The organism is [Clostridium] celerecrescens 18A, assembly GCF_002797975.1.
GTDB classification, from domain to species: domain Bacteria; phylum Bacillota; class Clostridia; order Lachnospirales; family Lachnospiraceae; genus Lacrimispora; species Lacrimispora celerecrescens.
In genome coordinates this window covers 1377928-1392245 of sequence record NZ_PGET01000001.1, presented here as the reverse complement: position 1 = coordinate 1392245, position 14318 = coordinate 1377928, and the positions used below count along the sequence as shown (strand labels likewise).

Annotated in this window: 15 protein-coding genes and 1 riboswitch; of the genes, 7 read left to right on the top strand and 8 right to left on the bottom strand. The window is 36.7% G+C overall.

Going from position 1 to position 14318, the window contains the following annotated elements:
• Nucleotides 1-101: 101 nt before the first annotated feature.
• From H171_RS06585 to H171_RS24100, 3 genes are all read left to right on the top strand, one after another.
• Nucleotides 102-824 (top strand): AzlC family ABC transporter permease, encoded by a 723-nt coding sequence (locus H171_RS06585; RefSeq protein WP_025233392.1) that lies wholly within the window; start codon nucleotides 102-104, stop codon nucleotides 822-824.
• Nucleotides 817-1122, top strand: a complete 306-nt coding sequence (locus H171_RS06580) for an AzlD domain-containing protein (protein WP_100304430.1) — start codon at nucleotides 817-819, stop codon at nucleotides 1120-1122. The genes H171_RS06585 and H171_RS06580 overlap by 8 nt, the downstream gene beginning before the upstream one ends.
• A gap of 177 nt (nucleotides 1123-1299) precedes the next feature.
• Nucleotides 1300-1524, top strand: coding sequence for a DUF6774 domain-containing protein (locus tag H171_RS24100; protein WP_157803128.1), 225 nt, complete (start codon nucleotides 1300-1302; stop codon nucleotides 1522-1524).
• Between the two features lie 99 nt (nucleotides 1525-1623).
• Here the strand turns inward: H171_RS24100 and H171_RS06575 are convergent, their stop codons facing one another.
• From H171_RS06575 to H171_RS06565, 3 genes are all read right to left on the bottom strand, one after another.
• Entirely contained in the window at nucleotides 1624-3018 is a 1395-nt protein-coding gene (locus H171_RS06575) for a L,D-transpeptidase family protein (protein ID WP_242976896.1), read from the bottom strand.
• A 279-nt stretch (nucleotides 3019-3297) separates the two neighbouring features.
• Entirely contained in the window at nucleotides 3298-3642 is a 345-nt protein-coding gene (locus tag H171_RS06570; protein WP_100307442.1) for a hypothetical protein, read from the bottom strand.
• 34 nt (nucleotides 3643-3676) lie between these two features.
• Nucleotides 3677-4912 carry a cation:proton antiporter gene (locus tag H171_RS06565; protein ID WP_100304429.1) on the bottom strand — a complete coding sequence of 412 codons (1236 nt, stop codon included), beginning with the start codon at nucleotides 4910-4912 and terminating at the stop codon, nucleotides 3677-3679.
• Between the two features lie 147 nt (nucleotides 4913-5059).
• A riboswitch (cyclic di-AMP (ydaO/yuaA leader) is annotated at nucleotides 5060-5189 on the bottom strand.
• A 986-nt stretch (nucleotides 5190-6175) separates the two neighbouring features.
• Between H171_RS06565 and H171_RS06555 the strand changes: the two genes are divergently transcribed.
• The gene (locus H171_RS06555; protein WP_100304427.1) at nucleotides 6176-6958 is read left to right on the top strand and encodes a SagB/ThcOx family dehydrogenase; all 783 of its coding nucleotides are present in this window, start codon (nucleotides 6176-6178) and stop codon (nucleotides 6956-6958) included.
• Between the two features lie 582 nt (nucleotides 6959-7540).
• Nucleotides 7541-7756 carry a hypothetical protein gene (locus tag H171_RS06550; protein ID WP_025233407.1) on the top strand — a complete coding sequence of 72 codons (216 nt, stop codon included), beginning with the start codon at nucleotides 7541-7543 and terminating at the stop codon, nucleotides 7754-7756.
• 222 nt (nucleotides 7757-7978) lie between these two features.
• On the opposite strand, the gene H171_RS06545 is transcribed toward H171_RS06550, so the two are convergent.
• The 4 genes from H171_RS06545 to H171_RS06530 all read right to left on the bottom strand — a co-directional run bounded on the left by H171_RS06545 (nucleotide 7979) and on the right by H171_RS06530 (nucleotide 12126).
• Nucleotides 7979-9556, bottom strand: coding sequence for an N-acetylmuramoyl-L-alanine amidase family protein (locus H171_RS06545; RefSeq protein WP_242976895.1), 1578 nt, complete (start codon nucleotides 9554-9556; stop codon nucleotides 7979-7981).
• A 108-nt stretch (nucleotides 9557-9664) separates the two neighbouring features.
• The gene (locus tag H171_RS06540) at nucleotides 9665-10120 is read right to left on the bottom strand and encodes a hypothetical protein (RefSeq protein WP_100304426.1); all 456 of its coding nucleotides are present in this window, start codon (nucleotides 10118-10120) and stop codon (nucleotides 9665-9667) included.
• Nucleotides 10121-10689: 569 nt separating this feature from the next.
• On the bottom strand, nucleotides 10690-11406 hold the full coding sequence (locus tag H171_RS06535) for a hypothetical protein (RefSeq protein WP_100304425.1): 717 nt from the start codon (nucleotides 11404-11406) through the stop codon (nucleotides 10690-10692).
• Between the two features lie 246 nt (nucleotides 11407-11652).
• Nucleotides 11653-12126 carry a peptide-methionine (S)-S-oxide reductase gene (locus H171_RS06530; protein WP_100307441.1) on the bottom strand — a complete coding sequence of 158 codons (474 nt, stop codon included), beginning with the start codon at nucleotides 12124-12126 and terminating at the stop codon, nucleotides 11653-11655.
• Nucleotides 12127-12414: 288 nt separating this feature from the next.
• Here H171_RS06530 and H171_RS06525 point away from each other — a divergent pair, with 288 nt between their 5' ends.
• Both H171_RS06525 and H171_RS24090 read left to right on the top strand, forming a co-directional pair.
• Entirely contained in the window at nucleotides 12415-12786 is a 372-nt protein-coding gene (locus H171_RS06525; RefSeq protein WP_100304424.1) for a PH domain-containing protein, read from the top strand.
• Between the two features lie 553 nt (nucleotides 12787-13339).
• Nucleotides 13340-13477: a hypothetical protein gene (locus H171_RS24090; protein ID WP_157803127.1), complete on the top strand. Its 138-nt coding sequence runs from the start codon at nucleotides 13340-13342 to the stop codon at nucleotides 13475-13477.
• A 15-nt stretch (nucleotides 13478-13492) separates the two neighbouring features.
• Here H171_RS24090 and H171_RS24085 read toward each other — a convergent pair whose 3' ends face one another.
• A complete protein-coding gene (locus H171_RS24085; RefSeq protein WP_157803126.1) occupies nucleotides 13493-13666 on the bottom strand; it encodes a hypothetical protein in 174 nt (57 codons plus the stop codon).
• Nucleotides 13667-14318: the final 652 nt, after the last annotated feature.

Sequence of the window (14318 nt, the reverse complement as noted above, 5' to 3'; positions counted from 1 at the left end):
TCTAATGTTTTCATTATAAACATTTGTTTTACTGATGTAAAGGATCATGATATATTTTTATAGCATAATAAGGACAGTCACACACTACGAGGAGGAATATTATGAATACCAGAAGAGAACAGTTAAAATCCGGAATAAAGGATGGAATCCCCATCTGCCTTGGTTACTTTGCCGTATCCTTCACTTTTGGAATTATGGCCATAAATTATGGGCTGTCGCCCTGGCAGTCCATTGCAATCTCCCTTACCAGCCTGACATCAGCAGGACAATTTGCCGGTCTGGGCATCATCACGGCAGGTGCTCCCTTTGCTGAAATGGCCATAGCCCAGCTGGTCATCAATCTGCGGTATAGTCTCATGTCGTGTTCCCTATCCCAAAAGCTTGATAAAACAACCCCGTTTTATCACCGTCTGCTGATCGGCTATGGGATAACGGATGAAATCTTCGGCGTTTCCGTTTGCAGGCCAGGTCCGTTAAACCCCTGGTATTGCTATGGCCTGTTTCTGCTGGCCGTTCCTGGCTGGACCCTGGGGACCGCAGCAGGAGCTTTCTTAGGCCAGCTTCTTCCTGAAAGGGCTTTAAGCGCTTTGGGGGTGGCCCTATATGGAATGTTTCTGGCAATTATCATTCCCCCTGCAAAGAAAGATCGGATTCTGGCGGGAGTAACCGTCGTTTCCATGGTCTTTAGTCTTTTGTTTTTCCTGATTCCGGCACTTCACAGGGTTTCTTCCGGACTCAGACTGATCATTCTGACGGTCTTGATCGCGGGAGCTGCTGCTGTTTTGTTCCCGGTACCGGACACTATGGAGGTTTCCCATGAATAACCGAATCTATCTTTACATATTGGTCATGGCCGCCGTTACCTATTTTATCCGCGTCCTTCCCCTGACCCTGATCCGACAGGAAATAAAGACAACCTTCATCCGGTCTTTCCTTTACTATGTCCCCTATGTGACTTTGTCGGTAATGACCTTTCCTGCCATTCTTACGGCCACCAAAAGCATATGGTCCGGTATCGCTGCTCTTATGGCAGCTGCCATACTGGCTTACAAGGAAAAAAGCCTGTTCCAGGTTTCCTTAGCCGCCTGCATGGTCGTTTTTGTAATGGAATTCTTCCTGTGAGTATTTTTCCAGCCAGGCTCTCCTGCTTTCCTGAAAAGCATCCAATGGCCTGCCAATAACAAAACTAAAATTGCCAAATAAATAAGACCAAAATTAGTTTTCCAATGTACCTCTTCTATTCTTTTAATGAAAGGTATAAAACAATAACTTATACATATATATAATCGGAGGGATCATATGAGTTACTGTTGCGATGTATTATTTATTTCTGCATTGGCTTGTCAAATAGCAGATTGTTTAAATGATGATGAATTATCACTTTTGGCTGCAGACACGCTATTGTTAAGTGATTCATTAAATGCAATCGCTGTTCGACGTTCAATCTGTAGTTCATCTGCAAACGATAAATCCTCCTCAAATACCTCCTCTGATCATGCTGATAATACAGATGGAAAATCTTAAAACATATAATGTACTTTGTATGCAGCCTGAAGAACGCCCTGTTAAGAGCGTTCTTTCTTAATAAAATCTCACATCTAGGTACAAATTAAACTTCTTTTGCTATTCTTCATAGGAGATAATAGGAATCCCTTCTTCTATATGTTCAAAAATCGTTTTTGCTAAATATAAGGGAGCATTTACACATCCATGCGTGCCATTTCTTTTGTATATCTCACCTCCAAAGGAATGCCTCCAACTCGCATCATGAACTCCAATATTCCCGTAAAAAGGCATCCAGTACTTCACACCCGCCGCATAACCAGGCCCAGTTAAGACTGTATCTCTTTGCTTATAGTTAAGCATGTAGGCTCCAACCACAGTTGAATATCCTCTGTTAGGATTCCCTGTTACCACTGGGCCATGGATAATTAACTTCCCATCTTTATAATACCATATATGCTGCCTGGTAATGTTAATTTCTACATAGGTATTGCCTATCTCATTCTCATCTCGGGACAAAGCTTTTTGTGTATAAACAGGTTCCTTGGTAAGTATCAGCCCATGGCTTATATTTTTCAGTAGTTCCTTAGTTTCTGCATCCTGATTAATTTTCCAACCATAAAGTCCACCTTTTACTTCTACTACTTTCCCAACCGATGACTGGAAGTTTCTTGTGATTCCGACAGTGTCATATTTTTTGCTCAATCCATTCACATACTTCGCAACAGAGGACTTGTTTATTTCCACATCCAGATTATCATCTACATGTAACCATTTATGTATCATATTCCCATCTAGTATTTCCTTTTTGGTACCAAATGTAAAGGTAATACTGGTTGATACGTACTTATTTAAAATGTTTCTGGTTTTATGAGTTTTAGCTGAGGTTAAGGTATATTGGGGATTTTCATAACAAAGTCTTTCATTTAAATCTAATTTAGTCTCTCCCATTAAAATACCCGACTGAATTGATTTCACTAAATTATCTTTCCTTATTTTATTACCATACACTTCTTCCACGAGTTCATAGGAACCGTTAGAATATTTAAAACCCACATTTTGTGGTTCTATCAGATTGTTATTTAAACAGTTTAATTCGCTTATTTTATTTTCCAGGGCTTTTTTATTATAAGTAAATAAATCACTCGAATATAGTTTTTGATCCTTAAATAATGAAACGATCCATTTAAGAGAATTCTGCTTATGGAGAAGATTTTTAATATTATCTTCTCCTCTGTATTCCAATCCAACCTCACGCCCGGTTATATATTCGACTTCCCCGTTTCTTTCTATTAGTTGCAGCTTATAGTCTTTTACGTAGTTCCCCATTAGCCGATCCACATCATCATTCGCTTTTAACGAAACATTTACTCCATTTATTACAGTGGAAATATAGAAATGATTTATAAAGTATAAAGATACAAGTAAATATATCAGTATAACGGAAGCAATAACAATTATTGTATTTCCTTTAATTCCTCTTTTGGATCGTACTTTCATTTTCTCATTCCACATATTATACCTCTCATCAAAAATATCATGCACTATACTTCAGCATAATATTCAATTTATAATATGTACGCATTTCCAATTTTATAGCTTAAATCTTCGAATGCGAATATTAAATACCTCCTGACGGTTATTTGTAACGTAAAAAAGGTGCTGCAGAACAATGTATTTGCTCTGCAACACCCCTGTAAAATATGATATTTTAGTCATGGCTTGTACATTTCGGAAGGTACTGTAACATTCAACAAGTATGGTCCTACGAGTACAACTCCTACAGCGATTAGATTATCGATTCATCTGATAAACTTTACCGATGGGAACTGTAAACATAAATCCTCCCCCAATACCTGATATACCGTCAACTGCTTCCCGAACAACTGCTACCGCTTTATCTAATAAACTTTCGTTTTCAAGAACGGTAAAAATTGTTTTACTATAAGGATGCGAATCACTTAGAAGCATATGTAAGGCGCTGAATAATGGGGCACTCCTATTCTCATTATTCACAATAGCACTTCCCATACCCTGGCTGTCCAATATGGTTGCTCCACTAATTCCTTCCCTTACAAATCCGGATAAAATATCATCCAGACTGTCAACTGCATTTAAAACAATAAATAGAACATACATAATTCCACCCCCAATTTTAATATTTATACTTAGATTAATCATATGACTGAGAAATATGAACAACATTATTCTTGTGATTATGTTTTTCTTCTTTATTCTCCAATTGATCAATTTCACCAGCCTTTTGTATCGCCAGCTTAGCAAATATAGGTCCTGTTACTTCATAAATCAATACGCTAAACATGATAATGGTACCAATAGCAACGGCATATTCCGGTAATTGCTGACGTACCAGCACAAGAAGACCAATGGATATACCGCCTTGAGGGAGTAATCCCAAACCGAGGTATTTTGTAATATTAGGATCGGCTTTCACAGTTTTCGCACCGATCCATGCACCCAGCATTTTTCCACCGGCCCTTGCAATTACATAAGCGACCCCCACAATTCCTACGCTAACTAAAATACTTATATCCAGGCTGGCACCAGCTAATGTAAAAAATAAAATGTAAACTGGTGATGCAAAATCATTGACTGAGTCAAAAACTCTCTTCGACTTTTTTAATGTATTTACCACGGTGGTTCCCATCATGATACACGTTAATAAAGGGGATAGTCCTAAACTAATAGATATTCCTGTTGCAATTCCAATTGCCATAAGCGATGCTGCCTGAAGCTCGTCACGGCCACTTGATTTCTTTGCAAAAATAGTTAGAATAATCCCCAGAACCAAACCAAGTAAAACAGAGCCTCCTATCTCAATAACCAGTCCATGAAACATTTGTACTATGGAAAAATCCTGTTGACCTGTCGATAGTGTTGCTAAAGACATTGCAATTCCAAAAGCTATTATTCCAAACACATCATCTAAAGCAACTACAGGTAATATTGTTTTTGTTAATGGTCCATGAGCGTTATACTGTCTTATTACTAATAAAGTTGCGGCTGGTGCCGTTGCAGCTGACATTGATGCAATTACAATGCAAAAGGTAAAAGGCTGATTTAATAAATAATACATAACAGTAAAAACAATAACAATGGCTCCAACGACCTCTGCCAAAGTAATAATTACGATGGATTTCCCTAATTTCAGCATATCTTTAATGACAAATTCATTACCTATACTGAAGGCAATCACTGCTAAAGCCAATTCATTAATTACAGAAAACGATTCCATGTCACTTGAACTAATAAATTGTAAAAAAGATGGCCCTAAAAACAATCCTGCTACCAGATAACCGGATACATTGGGAAGCTTAAAGACTCTGGCTGCTTTCCCGCCTATAATTCCAACAAATATTACAATACTGATTTTCAATAGAAAATTCAATTTTGTTCCTCCACATCATAATATTAAACCTTATGACATACGTTTAACGCTTTTTGCATATATCAATACCCTATTACTACAAGACCTCCTTGTTGGTATATTTTGGCACATCAAAAAAGCGGATAAACTAACTCATATTGAGCTTCGTCATTCGCTTGGTATACTCCTATGGGATTAGCTGACGGATTAGGGCTCCCAAGTTGCCCCTCTTAAAACTAAGATTCACCCCTGAGATTGGTTCCCCCACTATCAGAAAGATATTCGGAGCTGTTTCATTAACCTTAGCATGAATAAGTGAAATAGTCAAATTAGACTAACCTCATAGCTAAAAGCGGAGTGAGAATATCCGATTGACTTGAAACGTTTGGACTGGGTGAAATTGTCAATACGATCATTTATACCTAGTATCTGCATAATGTTATATGTGGAACTAAATTTTTTATTGCCTTTTTATCAACTTCAATCTATACTGACTATACTAAATATAATACAGCCGTGCCGCAAGCAAGCTGTGATCAGATTCGAAACCACATGGGGTAATTTTTATAATAAAATAAATCAGGGGGCAATATGAAAAACATAGTCTAATTTTTAAATGTATTTGCAACATATACAATCGTATTTATTCTTGTGAATGGTATAATGCCATTCTCACAGGCGTTTAAGGAAGCTAGCGCACGGACGGCCGCTATTAGCATCCGTCCCAATGGCTGTTAAAATGTGGAGCAAAGAAAATCAAGGGAATCTGTTTCTATTTCCCCTATTAATGCGATTAAGCTCGTGATAAGTATTGTTCTGGTCGAGTTTGCCTATATGATCGTAAACTTTGTTTTCGGCTATTTTGTCGCGTGGAGATCGGAAGCCGTGAGGATATTTTACTCCGGCGATTCGTAGGACATAGGCTTTTGGGCTAAGCTGATAGAAAACTGGAGAAAGAATCCGGCCATCTACCCATTCCAGTTTATGAGAGGCGCTCTGTTGGGGATAGCCGCTTTGCCTCTGCTTTATATGGGGTGGAACCATCGGAGAGAGTATATCATTAATATCTGCCTGATATACCTGAATACGGCTATTTTACTCATTATTCCAAACTTTCTTTTCCCTGATCCGGTCAGATGGGCGCATTTTATCGAAATGTTTTTATCTATGCTGCTTTTCGGAGTGATGACAGGTTTAATAATGTCCCGCACATCACAAAGGGAATGACGTTTATGTTTATTGATTGTATGGATTCATGATATTCTGATAAAAGGAGAACACAATATGGACAATTTTAACGATAATCGTACTTTTATGAAAAGTGGATTTGATCTTCCTGAACGTGACTTTATATCCGATCAAGAGCGTGGTATGCCGCCACCAAGTGCTGCGAAAACAACCGATGGCAAATTAAAAATCATTGATCTTCCGGCAGTTGATAAAAAAACTGTTAAATACAATGATTTATACACTTGCTTTAATAATCGTAGAAGTAGACGAAATTATAAAGATAAACCAATTACATTAGAAGAGTTGTCATTTTTATTGTGGTCAACTCAAGGTGTGCAGAAAGTGATACCTGCATATAAAAATACCGGTCATATAACCCTTCGCCCAGTTCCTTCTGCAGGTGGCAGGCATTCCAGTGAGACATATCTTGCAGTTAATAATGTGGCAGGTTTAGATAAAGGTATTTATATTTATATGCCTTTAGAACATAAGCTGGCTTTATGTCATTATGTAGATGATTTGACAGATAAACTTATCTATGCTTATGGTGGTGAAGGTTATTATAGCGAAGCCAAGTGGTTTGGACGGGCTCCGGTTGTATTTTTATGGTCCTGTATCCCATATCGTGGTGAATGGCGATACCATTGCGAAGCTCACAGACTAATGTTGTTGGATATTGGTCATATATGTCAAAATTTATATCTGGCATGTGAAGGAATTGGGTGTGGCACTTGTGCAATTGCGGGGTATGTACAGGAGGCATTTGATGAATTACTTGGATTAGATGGTATAAATGAATATATCGTTTACCTTGCTGCCGTGGGGAAAGTAAAATAAAATTCTTACCCTAATTATACATTAGTTATTATGTAAGCTTCATTATCTTGATCGGAACACATAGTATCCGATGGAGTTTTACCGTTTGCACTGAAATTGAAGATTGATCAAGAAAATCACAATTTGCGAATATAATTTGATTTTATGGCAATTATAATTGTGACCCATCTCGTGTACAAGCCTGAGTAACCTACCTTTTCGTTGCTTGGGCTTTTCCCTTACAAATACTCAGATACCCCAACCTTCGAATCCGGGTACATACTCATAATTTAATACTTAAGTTCTATTTTCCTATTTACCATCATCTGCCGAATTTGTAAACAATCAACGATCGCATGAAAAACTCACGCTAGGCTTCATTTTTGTAGCCGTCATCAGTACCGCATACATCACTCTTAGAGTCAAATACCGGCCTCGATATGGTAAATCCTAATGTCATAAATGCCGCCATGGCAAATACATACAGTACAGATACCTTTAATAATGTGATTGCTGCTTTTAAATACTTTGTCGAACATATGTTTGATTTTTATTTCTAAATATGATATACTGATTATGAAAAGACGCAAAGGAGTAATTGCAATGGAAAAACAATTAAAAAATGATGAATGTTTTGTTTTTATTGAAACAGGATTAAATGCTTTAGAAAAAATAGGCTGGTATGGCGAAACCAAATTTATATGTCCTGTATGTGGGTATAATAATGCCAACGCTAAAAGGATTAAAACACCTAATAAAGTTCGTAATAAGTCTACTTGGCTATATTGTGAAGAGTGCGGAATGCTCGTCCATGGATAAAATATTAGAGGTAAAGACATCAATATCTCTACCTCTTTTTTGTAAAGTGAACATTTATATTATTTAATTCTTATATTCCATTATCTTTGCATAAGTCTGCAGTCATCACTTATCATACGCTAATATTATTCATAATACATCGTTAACAACAGCTGTAATATCACTATTAACAGCATGAGTTAAGGCGGAGATTTGCGATAAAACTATCATTCCTGTTTTTAATTACTTATACCATGTACCATCTTTATCAATAAAGAATCCGTTGATAATTGTGTTGACTGCCATGGCCCCATCGCTATTGAAATAATACCAGTTTTTATTTATCTGTTTCCAGCCTGATTGCATGGCTCCGGCAGAATCTGTATAATACCACTTATTATTATAGAATACCCAGCCAGTTACCATGGCCCCTTCTATGCTAACGGCTGACGAAGGATTTAGGTAGTACCACCTATTGTTGGACATAACCCAGCCAGTTGCCATGGAACCATTGGTATTAAAATAATACCAGTTTCCATTGATCTGTCTCCAGCCAGTATGCATAGCTCCCTCCACTCCATTATCTAACGAAGGGTTCAAATAATACCAGTTATTACCGGAAACAATCCAGCCAGTCATCATGGTTCCTTCTACACCAGAGGCCGCTGATGGATTTAGGTAGTACCATCTATTATTGGACATAACCCAGCCAATTGCCATGGAACCATTGGTATTAAAATAATACCAGTTTCCATTGATCTGTCTCCAGCCAGTATGCATAGCTCCCTCCACTCCATTATCTAACGAAGGGTTTAAGTAATACCAGTTATTACCGGAAACAATCCAGCCAGTCACCATGTCTCCATTACTATTAAAATAATACCAGTGATCGTTGCTCTGCTTCCATCCAATAACCATCATTCCACTGCTGTTAAACATATACCATTTGTTATTTATATTTGCCCAGGATTTTTGATAGGTACCATCAGGATACTTATAATACCAGGTATTCCCTTTCCTAATCCAACCAACTTCCGAATTTGAATTCCATGATCCATTCTGTCCACTTCCATCAGACACGTTTTCTTCCGTAAGATATGCTTCATCAGATTCTGTCCATTCACTTTTCTTTCCGTATTTCTTTTCCGTTTCCGTACCTGAAGTAGTTCTGACTTTAAAAATGTAACTGCCTGCTTTTGTCATATAAGGATAGAAATTATAAGAAGTTTTTTTTAAACACTCAACCTTTTGTATGATTGTTTTTCCACGATATAAATAGACATCATATGCTCCGGAACTGTATTCCCCTTCGCTCCATTCGGCATCTCCGATTCCTGAATCCCCCCAGGAAGCACTTTCAGGTGAATTATAGGTTCCTTTTAAAGGATTAAACGTAAATGTCACATATAAGGTATCTGCCCTGGAACGGCTGGAGGTCACATATTCCCCTCCCTTTATTGACACATTACCGGAATTATATCCTCCTTTAAACGCATATTCATCGGAATCTATAGCCCGTAAAGTTACTTTCATCTTCGGCTTTGAACCAATCATCATTTCCTTATTATCAGAGGTTATCCAATTTAAATCTGTAACTTCATACCTGTTATTATTGCAACAGACATAATTTCCTGATTTCTCCGTTGTTTTAAAGGAAACTTCTGACGGTAACGTCTTTCCTTCTTCCAAATCCTTCAGTCCTACATAAATAATCACCGACGATATAGTTTTCGATGAAGCTGCCAGGGATTCAAGTGGAAGGCTAATCCAGAGTACTGTTATTACAGAAGCCCAGGCTACCAACCTCTTAAGGTACTTCATAAAAACTCACCTGCTTTTTCTTATTATATTAAATATATTATTACAGCTAAACCATGGGCGCGTACTTTCTGGCCTCCGTTACGTTAAATATAAAAAGCAGTCCCCCACTTAACGGACACCAAATTTTACGCCACGCCTGATGGTGCCATCACTGTTCCATTCGGTGTAAACGTATGGGCCACCGTCAGTGGTTCCATTTTCAGTAAAGTTATGTGTGACACCATTGTAGGTGTAGGGACCGGTTACCATTTTCAAGGTATTGGTGTCAAAGTAGTAGACATTGTCATTAATCTTCATAATACCGCCCTGTAGTTCACCGGTGTCAGCGGTGTAATACCATGTGTTATCCCTTTGAATCCACCCGGTACGCATAAGCTGGTCATTACCAAAGAAGAACCAATGATTTTTGTAATTGACCCAGTTGTTCGTACAATAATCACCAGAACCCCACTGGTACTTTACCCCCTGCGGGGTATTCACAAATCCTGCAGCAAATGATGACATAGCACTTCCTATGGCTAATGCTATAGATAAAGTTGTAACCGCTAAATGCTTTTTTTTCATAGATCTTGACCTCCTTATAATTACATAGGTTACTATAAATTTAGTTAAAGTATATAATCTGAAGCAATTTTAAGTCAATGAAGTTTATGTTTTTGTAAAAATAAGTAAACTATTTGTAAAAAATTGACATTAAAAATTTCAAATCTTAAGAAGTCTGTAATTATAGAAAAACAACTAATTATTATATCAACAGGAGATCACAAATATCATAAAAAGCAAATGATTGAATTTACTGAAGAAGGAATCCGAACTTGGCATTTGGGGTCATGTTCTACATGGTGGCCGTATACTTTAATTCGAAGAAGAATATGGTATTGATAATACGCCAGAAAATAATATATGGGACATTCCATAAAAGATTTAAAGGATAGAGATTACACTCACATGGAGATTTGAATTAGAATGGATATAGAAAAGATTTTTTAGTTTTATATCGTTTGTTGCATCATTTGTTACTACTAGTGCTAATTTATAATGCATAAATTAATAATATGTCGGTACACAGGTTATAACTTAAAACACCTCCTGCAATTAACGAAAATAGATTGCAGGAGGTGTTTTCGATTGTACTATTTATTGCCCATCTTGCTCATTTTTTCCGTCGGTTTCATGTCTTCGCCGTCATCGATAACAGCCTCGCTAGTTTCGTTCCTTATCTCTTCAATGGATTTCTGAACCTTCTGCAAATTCTGACTGATATTATCGTCGAGTTCAAGAGACCGGTCCTTAAGCTCTGTCACCTTTTTAGACTTGGCTTCTATATTGCCATTGCCTCTGGATATTTCAGCCTCCAGGACCCGGATGGTTCCAGCCAAATGCTTTTTCTCCTGGTGGATTGTTTCCGCCTGCTCCTGGTTGGCAGAAAGAGCGGAGATGCCGTTTAGCTGGTCTGCCTGGGCTTCTTCCTTTGTCTTTGGCTTATCGTAGATCCTACCATCAGAGCCCTCATCCTCCGTTTCTTCTGCCTGCTTTGCCTGAAGTTGAGAAATCTGATTGTCGATTTCCTCCAGTCGCTTTTCGTATTCTTCCAGCTGTGCTTTTACATCAGTTCCATTATCTTGAGATGAGTCCATAAGGGACTTTTTCTGCTCCTGTAAGAACTCCTTCTGCTTCATCAGCAGCTCTAGCATACTCTGGTTTTTGCCAACAGGAGAAATGACGGCGGTATCCCGGTTCACATCGTCTTTCTTTTTTCCAAACAAGGCCTCTGTCTGATTAGCGGCGGAACGGTTGATGGCATTGATATTTAGGGAAGTCATCTGCCTGTTCAATTTACCAATATACATAAGTTACCCCCTTTTCTTTTTACTTTTCATTGCTATATATGGTATCGGCAAATAAAATAAATATATAAGGTTAGACCTGTAAAGCAGCTTGCAGTAGGTAAATCCTGTTTTTCCTTCAATAACCCATATAAGGAAATGCAATTATTTTTAACGTGAAATTTCTTCGTACCTAAGCAAAATTTATTAAAATACGGATTGATAATCTGCGTGATTTTATCAGCTTCGTATTATGCTCATAACAGCGAGTTATAAATATTTTTGTAATAAATCTTTAGGAATATGACAATAGTCATTAGGGCACCTATCCAATCTATCTTGATGTTCATCTGCACTTTTAACGTAATTCATAAGCGGAAGAACTTCCACAACAATTTTGCCCCTATCCGCTCTTTCTGTTATATAATTCTTGGCATCTTCCAAATGTCGAGGTACTTTACTATATACGCCTGTGCGATATTTTTTTCCCACATCATTACCTTGTTTATTCATACTGTAAGGATCTATAATCTCAAAAAAATAATCCATTAGTTGAGAAACAGTTACAATATCAGGGTCAAATTCTGTTTTTACGCATTCAGCATAACCATCATACTCGCCTTCTAGAGTATTTGAATAACCATTTGCTCGTCCTGCCTGAGTATTAATAACACCTTTTAGTGTTTTGATAAATGCTTGTACACCCCATAGACAGCCACCTGCAAAATATATTGTTTCAACCATAGTATTCACCTGTTTTCTTTCGTCAAATATAATAACCTTCATGAGTAGAATATCACCATACTTACTAACTATCAATATTAATTACGTTTACCACGTTTTTTATCTCCGTTTTAATTTCTTAACCCCCCTTTTTCATTGACACAGCAATCTAAAAGTGATATATTAACTATATTGAACGTGTGTTCTAAAGTTTTCAGAAGAAGATTCAAAATGCTTATTTAAATAATTTAAGAATTAGAATAGCCTTTGGCTTTATAATAAAAATCTAAAGAAATAGAGGGAATGAGTATGATTGATTTTAAAAATGGTTCTTTTGTAAAACTGAAAAAGGTAGATAATTCCATTGCAGATGGAGTTACCAAACTTTTTATCTCTGGCGAAGAGACCATAGGATGCTACAAAGGCATTCGCGATTACGTTGTTTTTACAAATAAGCGTATTATTTCCGTAAATGTTCAAGGAATGACTGGAACAAAGAAAGACTTTACATCAATGCCATACTCAAAAATACAAGTGTTCTCCGTTGAGACTTCTGGAGTATTCGACTTAGATAGTGAATTAGAAGTATATTTCAGCGGTGCAGGTAAAGTCAAATTCGAATTTACAGGTACATGTGATATAGAGCGAATTGGTCAACTTATAGCTTCTTATACTTTATAGTTCATAAACAGTAAAAACCGCCCGATGCTGCCAACACCGAACGGCTTCACATAAATTATACCGGCTGTACCGATACACCTCTATTGCAAAGATATTATACCATTCTGGCACTAAACTTTAAACCGGTTTAGTGCTATTTTTATACTCTTTTTTAAAAAGGATGATAATGTTCGCAAAAGAATATGGTATTGATGATTAGGCCAGAAAAAAATATGGGACATTCCATAAAAAGATTTAATAGATAGAATTTATACTCACATGGATATTGAATGGTTAAGAATATACAAATATCAGTTTAATTCATAAGTTTCCAATGTTGAAAGACTATTTCTTAAAGTTCACCAGATAACATTTTCAGCTTTCCCATGTTTATTACTTTTCCTTTCTTGCTTATCAGTCCTGACTTACTGTAGTTCATAACAAAAAAACTACTGTTTATCAAACTAATCATTCTTTTATTTATGTATCTGGTATTATTGCCTTAGAAAATAGAATTGTATTTTTCATACTTGCTTTCAGGAGAATGAAGGAAGTATAACAGGAGGTATATATAATGACTATTATTGTTGTTTCACGTGTGATTGTAACGTTTTTTGATTTGATAATGGCATTGTGGTGCTGGAGAAATAAGAATATTGATGGAGTAGTACTTTATTGTACCTTGGCTATTATTTTAGCAATAGCATTTTAAATAGAAAGAAAAATCCTAAATTACCTTTGCAAAACGATTTTCTAAGTGCTGCTTCCATTCAGGAAGCTCTTCATTAATTTTTCTACCGCATACCGGGCAATAATTTAATTGATCCCTGTTTTCATCAATATCACCAATATACTCAATCAGTGTCTTGCAATGTTCGCAGCTATTTTGTACCTCTCCCATAGTTCCCCTTTCTCCCTCCGGCCCCAGGCGCTGCAAAAAGAAATGGGGAATGAATATGAAAAATAAGTTATTTGTAGCAGCATTATGTGCTATATCATCAGCGTATCCGCTTGTAGAGGTAAAACAACCTCTGGGAAAGACGAAACGTTGATAACTGCAGAATCTTCGACAGACACTACAACAGAATATTCATTTATAATCGGTTATAGTTGTAAAAATCGTCTACAATCGTTTATAAAAAGCTAACACCATTCATTCACAGTTTTTTCACATAACAGAGAAATGGCTTAAATACAGTGCGTTTCTCTGTTTTGTTGTATAGTGTGTTACTATTTACTTTAAATCAATATATTTTAATTTCGTTTTCTTTTTTTAACAATGTAGATAAAATAGCAATTTAGCATTAAAAGCAAATGCTAGTGCATTGGAAAACACGAATACTGTATTGAATAATACAACAAATGCTCTCAATTATCGAATAACCTCCAGGGCATCTATTAGATGGGATGATGCAGGAGTACTTCAATTATTTATAGATGACATTTATGTGGGAGCCTTCAAATTGGTTTAAGAATCACTTGTCAAAAAATATTAAATGATCATTTTGCCGTCCCATGAGCTATCCATGTGACCCAGATTTTCGTATTAATTA